The sequence below is a fragment of the Paraburkholderia phymatum genome (assembly GCF_040965635.1).
In the GTDB taxonomy this organism is placed as follows: domain Bacteria; phylum Pseudomonadota; class Gammaproteobacteria; order Burkholderiales; family Burkholderiaceae; genus Paraburkholderia; species Paraburkholderia phymatum_B.
This window is the reverse complement of the sequence record NZ_JBFRCH010000002.1, coordinates 394,523-411,055: the sequence shown is the minus strand read 5'-3', so window position 1 is coordinate 411,055 and position 16,533 is coordinate 394,523. Positions and strand designations below refer to the sequence as shown.

Below are 16,533 nucleotides of genomic sequence, written 5' to 3'. Positions count from 1 at the left end.
GCCACGTCGCCGTATCCAAAAACGAACTTCGCCTGCTCATCAATCGCCGGGCGGCAGCCGCTCGCCAACGGGAAGATGACGGGCGCGCCGCACATCACGAAACTCGACGCCGAGCAGTCCAAAAGGCTCGTATCCGGATGCGAGGGTTGTGAAGTCCGCAGCACGGTAGCCTTCGGTTTCGCGCACGTATAAGCGCGAACGCTGCAGCAAGGTCCATATTGCCGTAGACACGCTGGGACATTTGCTGGCCATGCACGTGACACCGGCCAATGAACAGGAGCGCGCGCAGGTGGCAGAACTTGCGCGTCAGGTGCAGGAAATTACTGGAGAAACGGCCAAGGTGCATTCACGGACCAGGGATAAGAAGCCGCGCAGGCCGCAGGCAAAGAAGGCATTGACCTGCAGGTGATCAAACTGCAGGATGCGAAGAAGGGTTTTGTATTTGCTGCCCCGGTGGTGGGTGGTCGAGCGCAGCTTTTAGCTGGCTCAACCGCTTCCGCCGCCTCGCGCGGGACTATGAACGACTACCCGAAACGCTTGCCGGGCTCCATTTCGTGGCCCTCGCCATGCTTATGCTTGTTTACGTTGTGCCAGTACTTCCGGTTGCAGCACTGGTCTTCTCGCGAGACGCGACCAGTCAAGCGCGATGCGGCTGTTCATAGCATGCCGAGGTAGTTCGTTATCCATTTCATCGCGGGTGGTATCGACCGTCCACAGCACATCTTCGCTCGCGCGGATGACCTTGGACGTTTCGGCTTCACCTTGATTTCAGGAATCCCGACCCCCCGGGTGTCAGGCCAGTGACAATCATCGCCCGGCACATCGTTTGCGTGAGCCTGATGCTTTCGACGTCGTACCGCATCACGCGCAAGATCGAGCTGCGGCGCGAAAATGTTTGCAGACAAACGCGGAATGACGAAAGCTTACTTTTTGCGAAGAAGGTGCTCCGGCGATTGGAAGTTGTTCCAGCGCTGTAAACGCCGGCAAGACAGAACGGCTCGAGGCCCGATCGAAAAGCCCGGAGTTTGAACCAGCTACAGATTTAGCGCTGTGCTCGAGGTAAAGCTATGCGATTTTGTGGAGCTTTTCGGGTTAAGACCGTGAGCCGGCTCGTCCAAACGTCGGGTGTCAGGAAACGCTGTGCTCTTTTTTCTGATACTCGGAAAGTCGCCGTTTGTCCTTGCAGCAGGGTTCATTGAGCGAGCATGACGATGTCCACGGGGCTGCATCTCGCTCTTGCTCGCCGGCAAGCGGCGAACGGGTTCTGTTTCGTAAAAACCCGTGTAAGGACTGGTCGAATCCTTGGCCTCTTCATGGCCTCTGCGATACGAATGGCTTACCAGTCCTGGTCGCGGCAGTCCCGAGAACTGCCTGCCCGTCCGTGTTCGAGGTATGGACTACGTGCAGTATGAAGCCTCAGCAGAAACGGGCGACCGGGAGACAGAGCGCGATGGGAAGCCAGCGTTGAGCCACCTATCGAAATATACGAGACAGGAAGCGAGGCACATCGTCGCCAGCACAGCTCAGGTTAAAAGATCTATCAAAAGCGTCACCATTCCGGATGCCGCTAGTCCTTAGGCAGCGCTACGATCATCATTGCTGGCACGACCGGGACCGGACCTCAGTGTGCCAAACCAGGTTGACAATGGGACGACAGGAAAGCTCAAGATGACTAAACATTACTCGACAAGCGGACGAATCCGCATAAACTTCTTCATACCCGCCCACGCAATCCTCGGATATGCAGATGGAATAGTAAACGACCCCACAGCTGCGGAGCGTCGCCTGAGATATATCGATTTTTCGCAGAAGCTGCATGCTGTCCTGGGTCCCACGCTTGGGTCGAAATACCGCCTGTTTGAGGGCCTGACAGTGTTGACGTCGATCGGTCTGGCCGGCCCTGCGGTCCACGTCGACTGTTTAGCCGTTACCACCATCGGAGTATTCGTGATCAGTCAGATCGACTGGGCGGGAAAGGTGGATAGGAGCATTGATAAGGATAAGCTGCAGGTCAGTACCGCTGGAGCGATGACCGAACTCCATCCGTGCCCGCTTCGATACACCGCGCCGGTCGTTCACTATCTCGGGGCCATCCTTGATGACGTCGACTGCCCAATAGAGAGCATCGCAGTGTCCGACAATGAAACATGCGAGTTTGGACTGGATATATCAACCTCATTTCTCAAGTTAAGCGAATTGCATTATTTCTTTCGAGTGAAGCGGGAACACTATCGTCGCAGCGGAGCCCGTTTCGTCGATATCGAGGTAATGCAGGAGCGATTGCTCATCGGATGCATGCGCGTACTGAAGACGTGACGCACGTTCGCGCCAGCTTGGGAAAGGGTAGAAGTTCTCGAGCTTGGATCATGCAATCACCAGGCCCCTGAGTTGCAGCCGATGCAGAATCGTGGGCGTCTCCGCAATATGCGCCGCTTCGACGACGCCCGGCGGTGCGTCTTTAGCAGGCGCTGGCATTCTGTTAGCGCGTGTGGTTATCTGCTCACAGATCGTGCGGAAGAAAAACATCTTGGCATCAAGTGACTTGGATGTTCGGTCAAGGCGAGTGCTTTCTACGCATGACGGTCGTCGGCCACTTTCTCTGTCCAAGACCGGCGAATGACCAATCTGTAGCTTCGAAAAGACGGGAGCGGTCACCGCTTGTTTGATCCGTTGGGCTACCAGACTGGTTCTAGGCGACGCTTGCGGCAGTGCTGGACGCAGAACCGAAGGGTGGGATAATCATACCGACCACGGCGCTCGCGGCGTGGCTTTTCGGGCTCTTTGCGCCGGCGACGCTTGCCCGGCAATCTCACGCATTGATACACGACCTTTTTGCAGGCTGTTACGACATCCGCAGCGGTTCTCGCAAGTCAGCGGCAAGTAAATCGCAGCTCTGCCCGCTGTTGGAACGCAACGGTGCCCGAAGTCCGCATTATGCCTTTGGATGCTCAGGGGCCGTTTGTATGGCGCAGTTATGCGAATACCGGGCCGCTGTGAGGTCGGTGGTTTTTCGCAAATTAAGCCGCTTCCTTCGTAAGATCAGGCGCTTGGGGCAATATGCCCAAAAAATCAGTACCGTGATCTGGCTCCGGTCTTTGACGTCTTCTCGGCCTTCGCTTGACGGCGCAGTTTTGCGAAAACGGGCCGCCTGCGCAGTCAATGGTTTTTCGCAAATCAGGTCGTTTCCTTCGTGAAACCAGGCACTTGGGCCAATATGCCCAAAAAAATAGACACCTGATCCGGCAACGGTCGTGTACGACTGATCGCCCTTCGCGATCAATGGGCCGTTGCGACGTCGCTTTGGCAGCCCGCGACGGCGGAGGGCTCGCTGGGTGCTGAGCAGCGTCTCGCCGAAAGACGCTGTTTTTTGCACCTCATAGCACCGTCATCTTGCAGACATTTCGCGTATTTTAATGCTACGTCGCTGAACTGGCCGACCGCAATGGGGGAGAAGTGAAAAAACACATAAGCCGTAGTGAACCGCGTCGGGGGAATGCCCTGCGCCGTTGCTTCCTGGTTACCTATTTATATCAACGAGGACTCGAGAGCGGGGAATGGACCACGCAGGCTGCCGCGGCGCGCGCGCTCAACGTGAGCCAGTCGGAGCTGTCGATGGCGCTGCGAATGAGCTCACTGCCAGAGGAACTGCTCTCGATCTTCGCGGATCGCACCGAGGTCAGCAGTCATACCGTGCGCGTCATACGCGAAGTCATGGCGCGCGATGGTCTTGAGACGGTACATGAGCGAATCCGGCAGCATGTTACTGCCGGCATCCAGCTGCCCGCGAAGGCGGTGCTCGCGCTGGTAAAAGGCCGGATGTCTGAAGCAAGGAAAGCGGCAGCGTCGGCTGGCAGGGAGGAGGACAGACCCATTCCCCGGTCACAGGAGTTACCCATGGCTTTGTCCGATCGATTCCATCGTGGAATCGTCGACGGGGAATGGACGAGTTACAGCGCCTGCTCCCGCGCGCTACGCATTTCCCGAAGGAAGATAAGCGATGCCGTCGCTATCGGACAGCTACCGCCTGGCGTCAGATCGCTTTTCTGGGAAAGCCAGCTGACGTTCGCGGTGGGACGCAAACTGCTTGCAATCGAAAGAAGGGTTGACACCAGGGAGCTAGATGCGCGTGCGAACAAGATCCGCTACATCGCGGACAAGTATACGGCCGGGCAAGTCCTGCGTGAGCTAAATGGGGAGAACGTCCCGCTGGGGCCATTCTCACGCCTACGCGTCAAAAAGGGTAGAGGAGCAGGGCGACTCATCATCGAGTGCGATCATCCAGATTTTCTGCTCCGTTATCGTCGCGAAATGGAAACCGCGCTTAACAAGGTCGTCAGGAAAATCGCCGCGGATCAGGAAATAGAGAAGCATTCCACGCTATTTCAACTCGTCGAGCCATCGCAGCGTCGTCGCTCCGGCGGCTAGGGCGAGCCCGGTTGTGCCGCGGCGTTGCCTCCCGGCAGAGCGCCTCCAGCTACATGAGCGGCGTCCACTTCAATGAGCGATCACTCTGCACCCGCCGCTAAATTACTTGCCAGCTCTGCCCGTTCGACCTGTTGCTGTTGAACGGCGTAATTACGGCAGACGCGCTACAACCTTTCTCATGTTGCCGGCCAATACGACCGGCAAGACGGTCTGCGCTCATCCCGCGCACCCGTCCGCCCTTTCTCAGGCAAACGGGAAGCCGGTTCTTCGTTATCCTCCGGACCTGCAGATAGCGTTCGCGCTGACAGCGGCCTCACCTGTGCCGTCGGCACAGCTCGTGCCGCAGTGAGCACCTGACTGTGTCGAACGTCGTGCCATGCATGCGCCGCTCTGCCCGGCGCCGCTCCCTTGACTTTGGCGTGGCGTGGGCATGATGAATTAACGAAAGTTACTTCAACGTGCCATGCAATGTGTAATGCGGCTTCACCGCCATGTGGTCAAAAGAAAACCGGACATCGCATTCGTCGCGCTGGCGTCATTGCCCTCGTGTGTCTCTTTCCAACGAACGGGTTTTTGCAACCCGGTGCTGGACGTCCTTGGCCGTTCATGGGGCATGCGATGAAGCCCAGATCATCAGCGATCCCAGTGCGCCAAGCGCCTAAATCACGGGCGGCACTAGCCGACGCCGAATTACAACACCTTGAAACGGTAGTACGCCATCTCTGCAATACAGACGTCCTCGATTCGAAGCTTAGTCTCGGCGTGTCTTACTGGCTTAGCCGGATTGCAGAGATTGAACAGAGATTTTATTTGGTCCCGCCGCAGCTCCGACGGCTGGCGCTGCTGCGAAAGATGCTGGCGGAGATGTGAGCTGAACGACCGGACATTCGAACCGGCGGGTAGATCCTATCTTCACCCTGACTCTGGGAGTGTCGGAGTAAATCGGGATAACGAACCTCTTTAGTCAGTGATCGTTCTTCATGCCATCAGGTGATCTCGGGCGACGGTTGATTGATGCAACAAACGCAGCGCGTCCACGCCCACTTGCTCGACGAAAGTAGCAAAACGAAAAAATCATAACCGGTCGCGCTCCCTGATCGACAGAGTTGCTTTGATAGCGCCAGGTCTGACGGGAGCGCTGGCGAGACATGCGAAAGGCCTGCAACGACGCTGGCAGTAGCGAGCGCCGAAGGCGTATGAGTCGGTCGTTGGCAAAAAACGTTGTCCTTCAACGATCGCCGCCCAGATGCAATGGCGCCGCGCCGACTGGGGTAAGAGCCGACGGAAGATTTGGGGGAAGGCAGGCAGTCTGGGAGACTTTGCCTTCCGCTAATTGTCGTCCCGGTGGGCAGGGGCCGCCCCGGCACGGAGCAAGCTCCTGAACGAGGCCGTGGGCGTCCTCGTCGTTGTGGTACCCTTTCTTCAAGGCATGAATTCCATGAACGGCGATTGACCATGAATCTCGGTTTGTTCGTACTGTTTCTCTCAGCGCCGATTCTGGGCTACGGTGCTTACATGAGCAGTCGCGGTCACAAGCACGACGGCAACGGCGGCACCGGCGTATCGCGCGCTGATCGTTGAACTGAACTGATTTGCCGGTTTTCATCCGTATAGAGGCCCGCATTTTCGGGCGCCGCTTTTTCTGAGCGCCCTTCACGACCGCACCGAAAGAGCGCCACCAGCACGTTGGCCGTTTCGACCACGCACGTATCCACAAAACGGAGGATCACATGGGCTTCAGTTTTTTTGCGCTTGGCGTGGCTCTGGCCTTATCTGCACTTGGTCTGGTCATGGACCGCAACGGTCGCAAGGCAGACCGCGCTCGTCGGCGCATGTCATGACGCCGTTGTGGGGTTATCAACGGATTGCATATCGATCAAGTGGCGGAAAGTTGCGGGGCCGCACAGGCGCGCTACAAGCGGCTTCTCACATCATTATCGTCAGATTTCGCATGGATCGAACGGTTACCTCTTTAACAGGCTGTTGAACTTCGATCCCGTGTAAACGGGGTTCCGGGGCCACGCGTTATGGATATCATGTTCATGATCTTCGGCAGTGAATTCGATGCGCGGAATGGATGAGATGCAGGAAACCCTCTTCACGACGGTCAAGCTTGAGGACTTCGTTCCAGCCGACCATCCCTTGCGCCCCATCCGCTTGCTGGTCAATCAGGCGCTGAAGCGACTCAACGGACTGTTCAGCGTTATCTATGCGGACAGCGGTCGGGCCTCGATTGCACCGGAGAAGCTGGTGCGTGCGCTGCTGTTGCAGGTGTTCTACTCGGTGCGAAGCGAGCGCATGCTGATGGAGCAGATGCAGTACAACCTGCTGTTTCGCTGGTTCGTCGGACTGGCCATCGAGGACACGGTATGGAACCACTCCGTCTTCTCGAAGAACCGTGACCGGCTGCTCGAGCATGAGGTCGTGGAGTCGTTCTTTACCGAAGTCATGACTCTCGCCGACAGGCAGGGACTGCTGTCCCGGGAGCATTTCTCGGTGGACGGCACGCTCATCCAGGCTTGGGCGAGTCACAAGAGTTTTCGCCGCAAGGACGGTTCGGACGATCCGCCGGCCGGCGGTGGGCGCAACGCCGAGGCCGACTGGAAGGGCGAGCGGCGCAGCAATGACACGCATGAGTCGAGCACTGATTCGGATGCACGCCTGTTCAAGAAGAGCAGGCAGAGTCCGGCGATCCTCTGTTACCAGGGGCATATTCTGATGGAGAACCGCTCGGGGCTGGTGGTCGGCGCCGTGGTCAGCCATGCAGATGGCTTTGCCGAGCGTGCCAGTGCGCTGCGACTGCTTGACTGCGTGCCGGGCACTCACGCCAAGACAATCGGTGCCGACAAGGCGTACGACACGCATGATTTCGTAAACGATTGCCGGGCGCGAAACGTGACCCCGCATGTCGCACGCAATGACGCCCGCCCGGGTGGCAGCGCGATCGATCACCGCACATCGCGGCACGCGGGATACCAAATGAGCCAGGTCATCCGCAAGCGTATCGAGGAGCATTTCGGCTGGGGCAAGACGGTCGGCCGGATCCGGCAGACCGTGTATCGCGGCATCAAGCGGGTCGACCAGCACTTCAAGCTCACGATGGTGGCGAGCAACCTCACGCGCATGGCGCGAATAATGGACGCTGTGCTTACGGGAGCGGTGCAATGAGCCGCCGTGGCGCACGGACCGAGGCGCATAGCACCGCCGCTCAGGCGCGTTGCCTGCATAAACTGACTGGCGCAGCTGGATTTCAGCTGAAAATCGCACGCGAAACACTCCTGAACATTGCTTCGGTCTTCATGACGAGGCGCTTTTCAACAGCCTGTTAAGCAACCGATCCTGAAAAGGTCCCGAATCCGCCATGAACTGACGAACTGTCTCGCTGTACAGCCAATGTTGCCGAACGCTTCGACACCTTACCCGGCGAGCCGCGGGGCAATATAAGCGCCGTAGTCAGGTCCAACACCGGTGGCCGGTGCAGGAATTCGGTAGCCGCCAACGAAATGTCCTTGAATATACTTCTGGTCGCCGCCAACTGCCTGATCTATGTGGAACGCGGCGAAAGCCACGATCGGCACGTACGATTTGATGTTGATCTGCGTTGCGACAGGCATGACGACCGTCACGTTCGACGGCACTGAGTCGTACAGGGTGGTTTTCGCGCCGGGCTCGATCCAGATGCTATCGCCGATACTTAACGGGGATGGGTTGCCATTTGCGACGAGCGCGCGGATGGTCGGCACATTGTCCGCGTTGGTGAGAAACGACGTCCATTGCCCTGCGTAGCATGAACCCCCATCCATTTGACCATTCAGGATGTTCAGTTCGTAGGGCTGGCCCGAATTCGGGTCAATCAACGGTTGATTCGTCTGTGCGTTCCAGTACTGATCAAACAGACACCGGTTCAACACCACTGGAAACAGGCCGCCCGCGCCGACCGTGCCAGGCGCCGACGCGACCGCGACTGCCGTCGCACTGCCCGGTGTGCTAAGGAGCTTGAGTACCCATCCAAGCAACAGGTCGATCGCACCGCCGTTCACGTTTGCGGCGCGCGTCACCATCACCTGCACAGCGGGCACATCGTCCGTGCCGGGCGTAATCGTCGTCGGCTGCAGGCCAGCGGGACTGCCGGCCAGGTTCCAGTAGCCGGACAGAACTGTGGCCGTCGTGAGCGTATGTCCGTCAGAGCGATTCAGCGCCACTCCACTGCCTGCTGCGGTTTGTGCCTGCTGCCAGGCAGGACCGCTGTTGCCCCCTGACATCAGCGCCGAGGCGCCAGAAAGCGCGGCGGCGTCTGCCGCATTCTGGAGTTCGTTGCGCGCGACGCTAACGCGTGCGAGGTCGACTGCGAATGCGCCGAAACTCAGCAACACGACAAGAAACAGCAGAAAGAACAGGGCGATCGATCCGCGCTGCCGTTTCATCTCACGGGTTGTCGTGGTTCGTCGGCGGTGTGCGGGATGGTACATGGGCCACTCTCACTCGTAGTTCATTACGGTGGTGGCTGACAGCGTGACCGGGCCAGTCAGCGAAGCAAAAGCTGAACCGAGCACGAGCCCGCGATACTGATAGGTCACGGTGACTTGCAACGGGCTCCCGGGAGATGTGCCATTCGACTGATCCACGGTGACGGTCGGCGGCGTGGCTGTACCGCCCGTAACGAGATTACGCTGTGCATAGTTCAACGCGACATTGCTGATCTGACTGACCGTGAACTGGGGAATCCGCACGACCACGCCGGCGCGCGCGGCCTCCCGGCTTGCGTTGGTAATAACCGCCTTGTCACACAGCAGCAGGCTCACGTCGACGATGCCGAACAACACAAGCATCAGGAACGGAAACACCAGCACAAACTCGAGCGCGATCGAACCGCGTTCGCGGCCGCTCGATGCGCGACGGGCAACCGGTGTGCCCCGCGGCGGATAGGGGCGGGACGTGGTGCGGCTCATCGGGATACGTCACGGACGGAGGCCGGCCCGCTTGCCGCTACCGCCTTGGCATTCGCGCCGCTCGCGTGAGAAGCGCTTCCGGCAAATCTGTCGCGCAGCGACTGATAGAAGCGGAGATTGTCGTCCGCCGAAGACGGCGGCAGGTCGACCAGCAGGATCTGTTTCGCGGCTTCCGCATTGCCAAGCAAACCGTACGCGAGCGCGAGGTTCTGTCGCGCCTGCAGCGGTGCATTCGGCAAGCCCGCAACATCGAGCAGCGTGTTCGCGGCCTCGCGCGGCTTGTTCTCGAGGATCAGGGACAATCCGAGGTTGATTCGCAACCCCTGTACATCCGGATGGGCCGCGAGCGACCTGCGGTAGATGGCCTGCGCTTCCGCGTGACGTCCTTGGAGGTCGAGCACGGTCCCCAGGCCCTCGCACACCACGGGATCGTCAGGCTGGGCTGTGACAAGTCCCCGGTATAGCGCCGCCGCATCGTCGAGACGGCGCTGCTTCAAGGCGACGCGCGCAAGGCCGAGTTGCGCCGCAGCCTTGTCGGGCATTTGCTGTGCGGCGTGCTGATAGAGGGTCCGGGCGCGTTCGAGGTCGCCGCTCAGATACATCGCGTCGCCAAGGCCCAATTGAGCTTCCGCCGAGTTCGGATTGGCCGCGAGCGCTTTCTCGAACAGCGTACCGGCGAGTTCGATATCGCCCGCCCGAAGTGCGCTCTTGGCCAAATGCAGATCGGTTGTCCCGTTGGTGGTTGCCGACGAGATCGGACGCGGGTTGAAGCTGCCGCCGCTCGCGCATCCGGCCAGCAAGGCGCTGGCGAGCGGCAACGCGAGAGCAAGGGAGCGCAGCAACGCTGGAAGATGTTTCATTTGAACACCGCTATCAGGCGAATTACAGCAGGACCGGCAGCGATCAGGCCGACGGTTGGCAGGATGAAGAACATCATTGGCATTGTCATTTTGGTCGCGAGTTTTGCGGCCTTTTCTTCCAGCGCCATCATCTGCGCGGTCCGTTCGGCGCGCGACAGCATGCGCAGCGACTGCGTGATCGGTGTGCCGTACTGCTGTGACTGGATCAGCGTCGCTACAAGCGCGCGCACGGACGGCAGACCGATGCGCTCGGCGAGATGGCGCAACGCGACCGCGCTGTCACTGCCGATCTGCAACTCATCGCCTGTCACCGTGAACTCGTCGGCGAGCGGCGGACAGATTGTGCGCAGTTCGCGCGCGACCCGCTTCACGCCGACCGTGAGGCTGTTGCCCGCGTTCGTGCAAATCACGAGCAGATCAAGTGCGTCGGGCAGATACGATGAAATGATCCGTTGCCGGCGGCCGCCCAGAAAGTCGAGCGCAATCTCCGGCAGGATCATGCCAGCGATAAATGCCGCCCCCATCATCAGCACGCGGAACACGAAGTACTCGCCGATCCGCGGCACGTAGGACCCGACGCCGATCGCAGCGAGCGCAAAGAGCGCACCTACGAGGAGCTTTAGCCCGATCATCATCGATATGGCACGCCGCTCGCGAAATCCAGCTCGCACTAGCTGCTCGCGCAGCTTGTTACGCTGCGCCTGGCCGCCTACGGGCACGCGCTCGCCAAGCGATGCAAAGTTTTTCAGAAGGCGTTGCCACAGGTCGGCGACCTGCTCCTCCTTCCGCGAAAGCTGCTGCGGCTTTGCACGCAGCACGGTGCGGCGCGTGCGATGGGCAATACGCCGCCGTGTGCCGCGCGGCCACACCAACGTGAGCAGGAGTCCGCCGCACAGCAGCAGCACTAGCGCGAGATCGCGGGCGACAGGCGAATCGATAGGGTTCATCGCGAAGTATCCAGCTTTGAGATCTTCTGGATCAACGAAAGACCGACGACGAGCAGCACGGCGGCGAGCATCAGCATCTTGTGGCCCGCGCGAGTATGGAAGAGCAGGTCCACGTACGGCCGGTTGATCACATACAGGAAGCCCGTGATCGCGAAAGGCACCGAGGCGATGATCTTGCTTGCGATGCGCCCCTCGGCAGTCAACGCGCGTGTCTTCAGGCGGATGTCCCGGCGGGTGCGGATGATGGTCGAGAGGTTCTCGAGCGTGTCTCCGAGATTGCCTCCCGTCTCGCGCTGCAGGAGCAGGCACACCGCAAAGAAGGAAAAGTCGGCGATCTGCACGCGTGCGACAGCCTTGTCGAGTACCTCGTTCAGATCTGCGCCGAGTCGCAGGCTGTCGCCCATCGTACGGAAGGTCGAGCGAACGGGTTCATCGGCTTCCTGCCCGGCCGTGCTGATCGCCTGTACGGCCGGGACGCCGGCACGCACAGCGCGGATGATAAGGTCGAGCGTATCCGGAAACACCAGCAGAAACTCTGCACGAAAGCGTGCAATCAGAAACCGGTACGTGAGCCTTGTCATGCCCAACGGAAGTGCGGCATAGACCAACGGATGCGTCCACCATGGCAGCGGTGCAAACCATACGATGACGAAAGCGGCAATGCCGCCCACGAGTGCGCCTGCGTACACGATGCGCATGCCGTTCGCGCCGCTCACGGTCCTGATGCGCTGAACGCGCTGCTGGAACCAGCGCCGTACGGCGCTATAGTCTTTTGTTCGCTCGAAGAGCGCGCCGCCTGCATCTACCGGTACGGTTGCCTGACGTGCAGCGCGCAGGCGGTCAACTTGCCTCATGCGTTCCTGAATGCGCCGTCGCGGCTGGCGGCGTAGCAGATCTCGCAGCGACGACATGATCAGTCCCGCGACCACGATCGCGAAGAACGCGCCAACAGCGACCACGTCTGCGGGAGTCATGGACGCATCGCCTCCATCAGCGCCTGCTCAAGTCCGTAGTAGGCGGCGCGTGTCGCAAACACGGGCCGCAACGACGACGACTCGAACGTGCCTTTCACGTCTTCCTGATAGGCGCTGGCATCGTAGCGGAACGCAAACAGATCTTGCGTAATGATCACGTCACCCTCCATCCCGGCCACTTCCGTTACGCGCGTGACGCGGCGCACGCCATCGCGCATGCGTTCGACTTGCAGGATCAGGTGGACTGCACTGGCGATCTGACGCCGTATCGCGGTGAGTGGCAGGTTCCCGTTGGCCATCATCACCATGCTTTCGAGCCGTGTGATCGCATCGCGCGGCGTGTTGGCGTGAATCGTGGTCATCGAACCGTCGTGTCCCGTGTTCATCGCCTGCAGAACGTCGAACGCTTCCGGGCCGCGGGTTTCACCGAGTATGATGCGATCGGGCCGCATTCGCAGCGCGTTGCGCACGAGATCGCGCTGGGTCACCGCACCCAGTCCCTCGCTGTTTTCAGGCCGTGTCTCGAGACTCACCACGTGCGGCTGCTGCAATTGCAACTCCGCCGCGTCCTCTATCGTTACGACGCGTTCGTGCTCGTCGATGTGATGCGACAGGGCGTTGAGCAGCGTAGTCTTGCCCGAGCCAGTTCCGCCCGAGATGATGATGTTGAGGCGGCAAGAGCTGGCCACCTTCAGCATCCGCACCATCTCCTGCGAGACGTTGCCCTGCTGGGCCATGCGCGCGAGCGTGATATTGCGCCGTGCAAACTTGCGGATCGAGATTGACGCACCCCGCAACGCGATGGGCGGCAATACCACGTTGACGCGACTGCCGTCGGCAAGCCGCGCGTCGACCATCGGGCTGCTTTCATCGACGCGCCGTCCTACGGCTGCCGCGATCCGTTGCGCGACGTTGATCACATGTGCGTTGTCACGGAACTTGAGCGCGGTCAGCTCAAGCCGGCCACGCCTTTCCGCATAGACCTGATCCGGACCGTTGACGAGAATGTCGGTGACGGCATCGTCGGCGAGCAGCGGCTCAATCGGGCCAACACCGAACATGTCGTTCACGATTTCTCCAACGATCAGCGCCTGCTCGGCCGCCGTCACGTTTAGCTGCTCGCGCGCCACCACATCAGTGGCTATTTCCTCGATCGCGGCGCTCACCTGCTCGCGCGTCTTCATCAACGCCGCGGACATGTTCATCGATGCAAACACCACCGTGCGGATCTTGCGGAAATTCTCCGAGCGGATGAGCGCCTCGTGACCTTCAGCGGGCGTTCGTTGCGGCGCGCCCACCGGTGCTGCGGGCTCGACTGCCCCGGCATCGGTGAGCGGCAGCGCTTGCGGCGCGTGTTTCTTTACGCCGAACATCAGCCAGTCCTCCGCAGCTTAAGAAGCCTCGTGTGCCATGGAAGCGATGCTGCGGACTCTCGTCCAGTCAGGCAGTTGGCGAGGCGCTCGATGGCGGCCGCAAACCCCTCGCGCCCCGTGCGAGCGCCGATCGGTTCGCCCAGGTTTTCTGCGCGGGCAAGTGACTTCGGCTCGTAGGGCAATTCATGCACCACGGCGCGCCCAAGCGCGCGCCTGAAATCCTGCGGATGGACGCGATCAGCAACCGGCTCGAGTGGGTTGTTCAGCAGCACGGAGATCTCCGGTTCGCCCTTGTGTTCCTCTGCGAAACGGATAAGCCGGGCGCACTCGCGGGCTGCGTACACAGAACGGTCGGCGACGATACAGGCATTCTGCGAGACATCGAGGATTTCCTTAAGGCTGCGCCCGTTGCGCCGGGGCAGGTCGAGCAGCACGTAGTGAAAGCGCCGCTTGAGCGCATTGACGAGGTTGGCGAGTGCGCCAGGGCGCAGGGCGATTTCGGCCTCGTACGCGAGCTCGGAGGCGAGCACAAAAAGTCGGTCATCGGCCGCGATCAAGGCACGATCGAGCGCTGGCGAATCGATGGCGCCCGGATCCTGCAACAGTTCGGTCAGGCCGGTGCCGGTCCGTAGCCCAAGCATCGCACCGGCGGCACCGCCGTGCAGGTCGAGATCGACATACACAACCTGTCTGAGCGTTTCTGCAGAGAGATGACGTGCAAGGGAAACGGCGATAGTTGTCGCGCCCACGCCGCCTCGAGCACCGACAAAGCCGATGACCTTGCCTGTGCGCGCCGGCGCCGACGGATCGCGGGCGGAGAGGGCGCGCCGCAGGAATTCGACCGTGATCGGCTTGACGACATAGTCCTGCACTCCGACTTCAAGCAGACTGCGATAAAGGCCGACATCGTTGCGCTCGCCGATCACCACGACCGAAACTGACGGAGCGCACGCGTCGGCGAGCCGCGCGAGGTCAGACAGCGGCATCTCCGAGCCGGACACATCGACGAGCAGTTGCCGCGGCGGACGGACGAGAGTACGCAGCAGATGGATCGCGTCGTCGATCGTGCCAGTCTGGGCATGGGCGTTCGCGATGGCCTGATCGATGATCAGGCTCTTCATGGCATCGATGCTGGTTGCGTCTAAGAAGACCGCAAGCAAGTCCACCGGCTCAGAAGCGGTGATCGTGGGACGGAACAGGTTGAGTGCGCTCATGGACGTGGGAGCCAGTCAGTGTGTCAGTTGCATCGTGGTCGAGGTGGCGTTGGGCGGCTTCACGCGTCCTTCATCGAAGCGGCGTACCGCGCTTGCAGCCGTTGTCGCGTCGGCCCCCGCATAGGGCAACGGTTCGACGAGGTCGGCGGGCCGGGCCAGCATCACGGCGAGATTGGTATAGGTTGCACAACCGAACGCCACCCCTGGGCGCCCGAAGCCCGCATCGATCAGATGCGACGGCTGGGCGAGCGTGGCGCAGTCTGGTGCAAGCGCTTTGTACCCGTCGAAGCCGATCACCGAGGCATCGGGCAACCCGATGGGCGGAGTGGCCGACATGCATGCACTCAATGCAAGCGGCGGCGCGACAAGGGAGAGGAAGGTCGTCAGACGAAAAAGCATCGCATGTTCTCCTGGCAGTCCCGTCAGTAGATGAATCCTGCGGCGCCGACAAGCCGGGGCACAGTGCCCGACAGCGGGTCGAGCCCGAGCTTGCTCTGCAGTACATACTCGATGTCGCTGCTCGGCCGCACCAGGGAGTCGATCGGCTGGCGCAGGCGCCCCGGGTCGGCCGGTTGCACGACATACGGCGTCACGATGACGACTACCTCGGACTTGTTGTTCAGGTAATTCTTCGACGAGAAGAGCTTGCCGAGTATTGGAAGCCTGCCAAGACCCGGCAACTCGGCGAGCACGTCGCTTGTCTTGCTTTGCAGCAGTCCGCCGATAGCGAAGCTTTGTCCGCTCGACAGTTCGACTGTCGTTTCAACGCGGCGCACCGTCAGCGCCGGCACCTTGATAGAGTCGATCGTCACGCTGTTGGCGGGATCGATTTCGCTCACTTCGGGGCGCACCTTCAGGCTGATGCGGTTGTCGGCCAGCACCGTGGGAGTGAAGTCGAGAGAAACGCCATAAGCCTTGAATTCGACCGTAATCGAATTGTTCTGGCTTTGCGCAACCGGAATTGGAAATTCGCCGCCAGCGAGAAAGCTCGCAGTTTCACCCGATATCGCAGTGAGGTTCGGTTCCGCGAGCATCGTGATGAGGCCTTCCTGGTCGAGCGCATCGAGTACGCCGTCGATCGCCCATTTGCCCACGTTGTATCCGCCAAGGATGGAAAAAGCGCCGGTCGGCAAAAGCGTCGTGGCCGCTGCGGCCCGGCCATTAATGAGGCCGCCGACGAAGTTCCCGCTCTGGCCGAGTGCGTTCCAGTTGATGCCCAATTGCTGCGTCACGCTGCGGTCGACTTCTGTGATGCGCACGCGCAGGTGGACCTGGATGGGCCGCGACAGCGTGAGCCGGTTGACGAGCCTCTCCTTGTCGTGCAGATATGGGGTGAGGGACTGCATGACGGCGTCGGCGGCCGCCGCGTCCGCCACGCGTCCCGCCACCATCAGCGAACCTGGCGCCCCCGTCACGCTCAGGTGCAAGTGGGGGAAGCGGGCGTCGAGCATGCGCTGGATCGAATCCGTATCGGCGCTCACTACGACGGTCTCGCGCACGATCGTGCGATTGTTCGCACCAAGCGCGAACAAGGTTGTAGTACCGGCCTTCTTTCCGAGCACGAAGACGGTCTGCGGAGTAGGCACGTGCACGTCCGCGACGTCAGGGTCGGCGACGAATACAGCGACGGCTGCTTCCGGCAGGCGCAGCATTTCGCCCGCGCCGGCCGCGACGGCCAGCGTCGCGTTGGCGCTTTCAGCGTGCGCGCTGTGGGCCGCTGCCATCGCCAGTGCGAATCCCGCGATCAGACCGGCCCTCACTGCCGAATAGACACGATGCAACATGACTTCT

At 60.6% G+C, this 16,533-nt stretch carries 14 protein-coding genes and 1 pseudogene; 5 read left to right on the top strand and 10 right to left on the bottom strand.

Annotation, left to right across the window (positions count from 1 at the left end; all coding sequences use genetic code 11):
• Nucleotides 1–187 precede the first annotated feature (187 nt).
• Together AB4Y32_RS05275 and AB4Y32_RS05270 are read left to right on the top strand one after the other, a co-directional pair.
• A pseudogene (locus AB4Y32_RS05275) lies at nucleotides 188–662 on the top strand (transposase); the annotation flags it as partial.
• A 1,006-nt stretch (nucleotides 663–1,668) separates the two neighbouring features.
• Nucleotides 1,669–2,316, top strand: coding sequence for a hypothetical protein (locus tag AB4Y32_RS05270; RefSeq protein ID WP_368720303.1), 648 nt, complete (start codon nucleotides 1,669–1,671; stop codon nucleotides 2,314–2,316).
• Between the two features lie 616 nt (nucleotides 2,317–2,932).
• Here AB4Y32_RS05270 and AB4Y32_RS05265 read toward each other — a convergent pair.
• Nucleotides 2,933–3,373 carry a hypothetical protein gene (locus AB4Y32_RS05265; RefSeq protein WP_368720302.1) on the bottom strand — a complete coding sequence of 147 codons (441 nt, stop codon included), beginning with the start codon at nucleotides 3,371–3,373 and terminating at the stop codon, nucleotides 2,933–2,935.
• Between the two features lie 80 nt (nucleotides 3,374–3,453).
• On the opposite strand from AB4Y32_RS05265, the gene AB4Y32_RS05260 reads away from it, so the two are divergent.
• From AB4Y32_RS05260 to AB4Y32_RS05250, 3 genes are all read left to right on the top strand, one after another.
• Nucleotides 3,454–4,425, top strand: coding sequence for a hypothetical protein (locus tag AB4Y32_RS05260; protein WP_368720301.1), 972 nt, complete (start codon nucleotides 3,454–3,456; stop codon nucleotides 4,423–4,425).
• 1,455 nt (nucleotides 4,426–5,880) lie between these two features.
• Nucleotides 5,881–6,006: a hypothetical protein gene (locus AB4Y32_RS05255; protein ID WP_368720300.1), complete on the top strand. Its 126-nt coding sequence runs from the start codon at nucleotides 5,881–5,883 to the stop codon at nucleotides 6,004–6,006.
• A gap of 483 nt (nucleotides 6,007–6,489) precedes the next feature.
• Nucleotides 6,490–7,593, top strand: a complete 1,104-nt coding sequence (locus AB4Y32_RS05250) for an IS5 family transposase (protein ID WP_439899751.1) — start codon at nucleotides 6,490–6,492, stop codon at nucleotides 7,591–7,593.
• 248 nt (nucleotides 7,594–7,841) lie between these two features.
• Here AB4Y32_RS05250 and AB4Y32_RS05245 read toward each other — a convergent pair whose 3' ends face one another.
• The 9 genes from AB4Y32_RS05245 to AB4Y32_RS05205 are packed head-to-tail and all read right to left on the bottom strand — an operon-like array spanning nucleotide 7,842 to nucleotide 16,526.
• Nucleotides 7,842–8,849, bottom strand: a complete 1,008-nt coding sequence (locus AB4Y32_RS05245; protein WP_368720298.1) for a pilus assembly protein TadG-related protein — start codon at nucleotides 8,847–8,849, stop codon at nucleotides 7,842–7,844.
• Nucleotides 8,850–8,903: 54 nt separating this feature from the next.
• A complete protein-coding gene (locus AB4Y32_RS05240; protein WP_439899737.1) occupies nucleotides 8,904–9,374 on the bottom strand; it encodes a TadE/TadG family type IV pilus assembly protein in 471 nt (156 codons plus the stop codon).
• Nucleotides 9,371–10,234: a tetratricopeptide repeat protein gene (locus AB4Y32_RS05235; RefSeq protein WP_368720297.1), complete on the bottom strand. Its 864-nt coding sequence runs from the start codon at nucleotides 10,232–10,234 to the stop codon at nucleotides 9,371–9,373. The genes AB4Y32_RS05240 and AB4Y32_RS05235 overlap by 4 nt, the downstream gene beginning before the upstream one ends.
• Nucleotides 10,231–11,181, bottom strand: a complete 951-nt coding sequence (locus AB4Y32_RS05230; RefSeq protein WP_368720296.1) for a type II secretion system F family protein — start codon at nucleotides 11,179–11,181, stop codon at nucleotides 10,231–10,233. Before AB4Y32_RS05230 ends, AB4Y32_RS05235 begins: the two co-directional genes overlap by 4 nt.
• Nucleotides 11,178–12,155, bottom strand: a complete 978-nt coding sequence (locus tag AB4Y32_RS05225) for a type II secretion system F family protein (protein WP_368720295.1) — start codon at nucleotides 12,153–12,155, stop codon at nucleotides 11,178–11,180. Before AB4Y32_RS05225 ends, AB4Y32_RS05230 begins: the two co-directional genes overlap by 4 nt.
• Nucleotides 12,152–13,528: a CpaF family protein gene (locus AB4Y32_RS05220; protein ID WP_368720294.1), complete on the bottom strand. Its 1,377-nt coding sequence runs from the start codon at nucleotides 13,526–13,528 to the stop codon at nucleotides 12,152–12,154. The genes AB4Y32_RS05225 and AB4Y32_RS05220 overlap by 4 nt, the downstream gene beginning before the upstream one ends.
• Complete coding sequence (locus AB4Y32_RS05215; protein WP_368720293.1) at nucleotides 13,528–14,742, bottom strand: CpaE family protein; 1,215 nt, start codon at nucleotides 14,740–14,742, stop codon at nucleotides 13,528–13,530. The genes AB4Y32_RS05220 and AB4Y32_RS05215 overlap by 1 nt, the downstream gene beginning before the upstream one ends.
• A gap of 15 nt (nucleotides 14,743–14,757) precedes the next feature.
• Nucleotides 14,758–15,141, bottom strand: coding sequence for a CpaD family pilus assembly lipoprotein (locus tag AB4Y32_RS05210; protein WP_368720292.1), 384 nt, complete (start codon nucleotides 15,139–15,141; stop codon nucleotides 14,758–14,760).
• Between the two features lie 23 nt (nucleotides 15,142–15,164).
• A complete protein-coding gene (locus AB4Y32_RS05205; protein ID WP_439899736.1) occupies nucleotides 15,165–16,526 on the bottom strand; it encodes a type II and III secretion system protein family protein in 1,362 nt (453 codons plus the stop codon).
• Between the last annotated feature and the right edge of the window lie 7 nt (nucleotides 16,527–16,533).

What these genes read in the sequence shown, in the direction of transcription:
- AB4Y32_RS05270 (WP_368720303.1), top strand. Translation starts at nt 1,669, where the DNA reads ATGACTAAACATTACTCGACAAGCGGACGAATCCGCATAAACTTCTTC.
- AB4Y32_RS05255 (WP_368720300.1), top strand. Translation starts at nt 5,881, where the DNA reads ATGAATCTCGGTTTGTTCGTACTGTTTCTCTCAGCGCCGATTCTGGGC.
- AB4Y32_RS05250 (WP_439899751.1), top strand. Translation starts at nt 6,490, where the DNA reads ATGCGCGGAATGGATGAGATGCAGGAAACCCTCTTCACGACGGTCAAG.
- AB4Y32_RS05245 (WP_368720298.1), bottom strand. Translation starts at nt 8,849, where the DNA reads ATGAAACGGCAGCGCGGATCGATCGCCCTGTTCTTTCTGCTGTTTCTT.
- AB4Y32_RS05240 (WP_439899737.1), bottom strand. Translation starts at nt 9,374, where the DNA reads ATGAGCCGCACCACGTCCCGCCCCTATCCGCCGCGGGGCACACCGGTT.
- AB4Y32_RS05235 (WP_368720297.1), bottom strand. Translation starts at nt 10,234, where the DNA reads ATGAAACATCTTCCAGCGTTGCTGCGCTCCCTTGCTCTCGCGTTGCCG.
- AB4Y32_RS05230 (WP_368720296.1), bottom strand. Translation starts at nt 11,181, where the DNA reads ATGAACCCTATCGATTCGCCTGTCGCCCGCGATCTCGCGCTAGTGCTG.
- AB4Y32_RS05225 (WP_368720295.1), bottom strand. Translation starts at nt 12,155, where the DNA reads ATGACTCCCGCAGACGTGGTCGCTGTTGGCGCGTTCTTCGCGATCGTG.
- AB4Y32_RS05220 (WP_368720294.1), bottom strand. Translation starts at nt 13,528, where the DNA reads ATGTTCGGCGTAAAGAAACACGCGCCGCAAGCGCTGCCGCTCACCGAT.
- AB4Y32_RS05215 (WP_368720293.1), bottom strand. Translation starts at nt 14,742, where the DNA reads ATGAGCGCACTCAACCTGTTCCGTCCCACGATCACCGCTTCTGAGCCG.
- AB4Y32_RS05210 (WP_368720292.1), bottom strand. Translation starts at nt 15,141, where the DNA reads ATGCTTTTTCGTCTGACGACCTTCCTCTCCCTTGTCGCGCCGCCGCTT.
- AB4Y32_RS05205 (WP_439899736.1), bottom strand. Translation starts at nt 16,526, where the DNA reads ATGTTGCATCGTGTCTATTCGGCAGTGAGGGCCGGTCTGATCGCGGGA.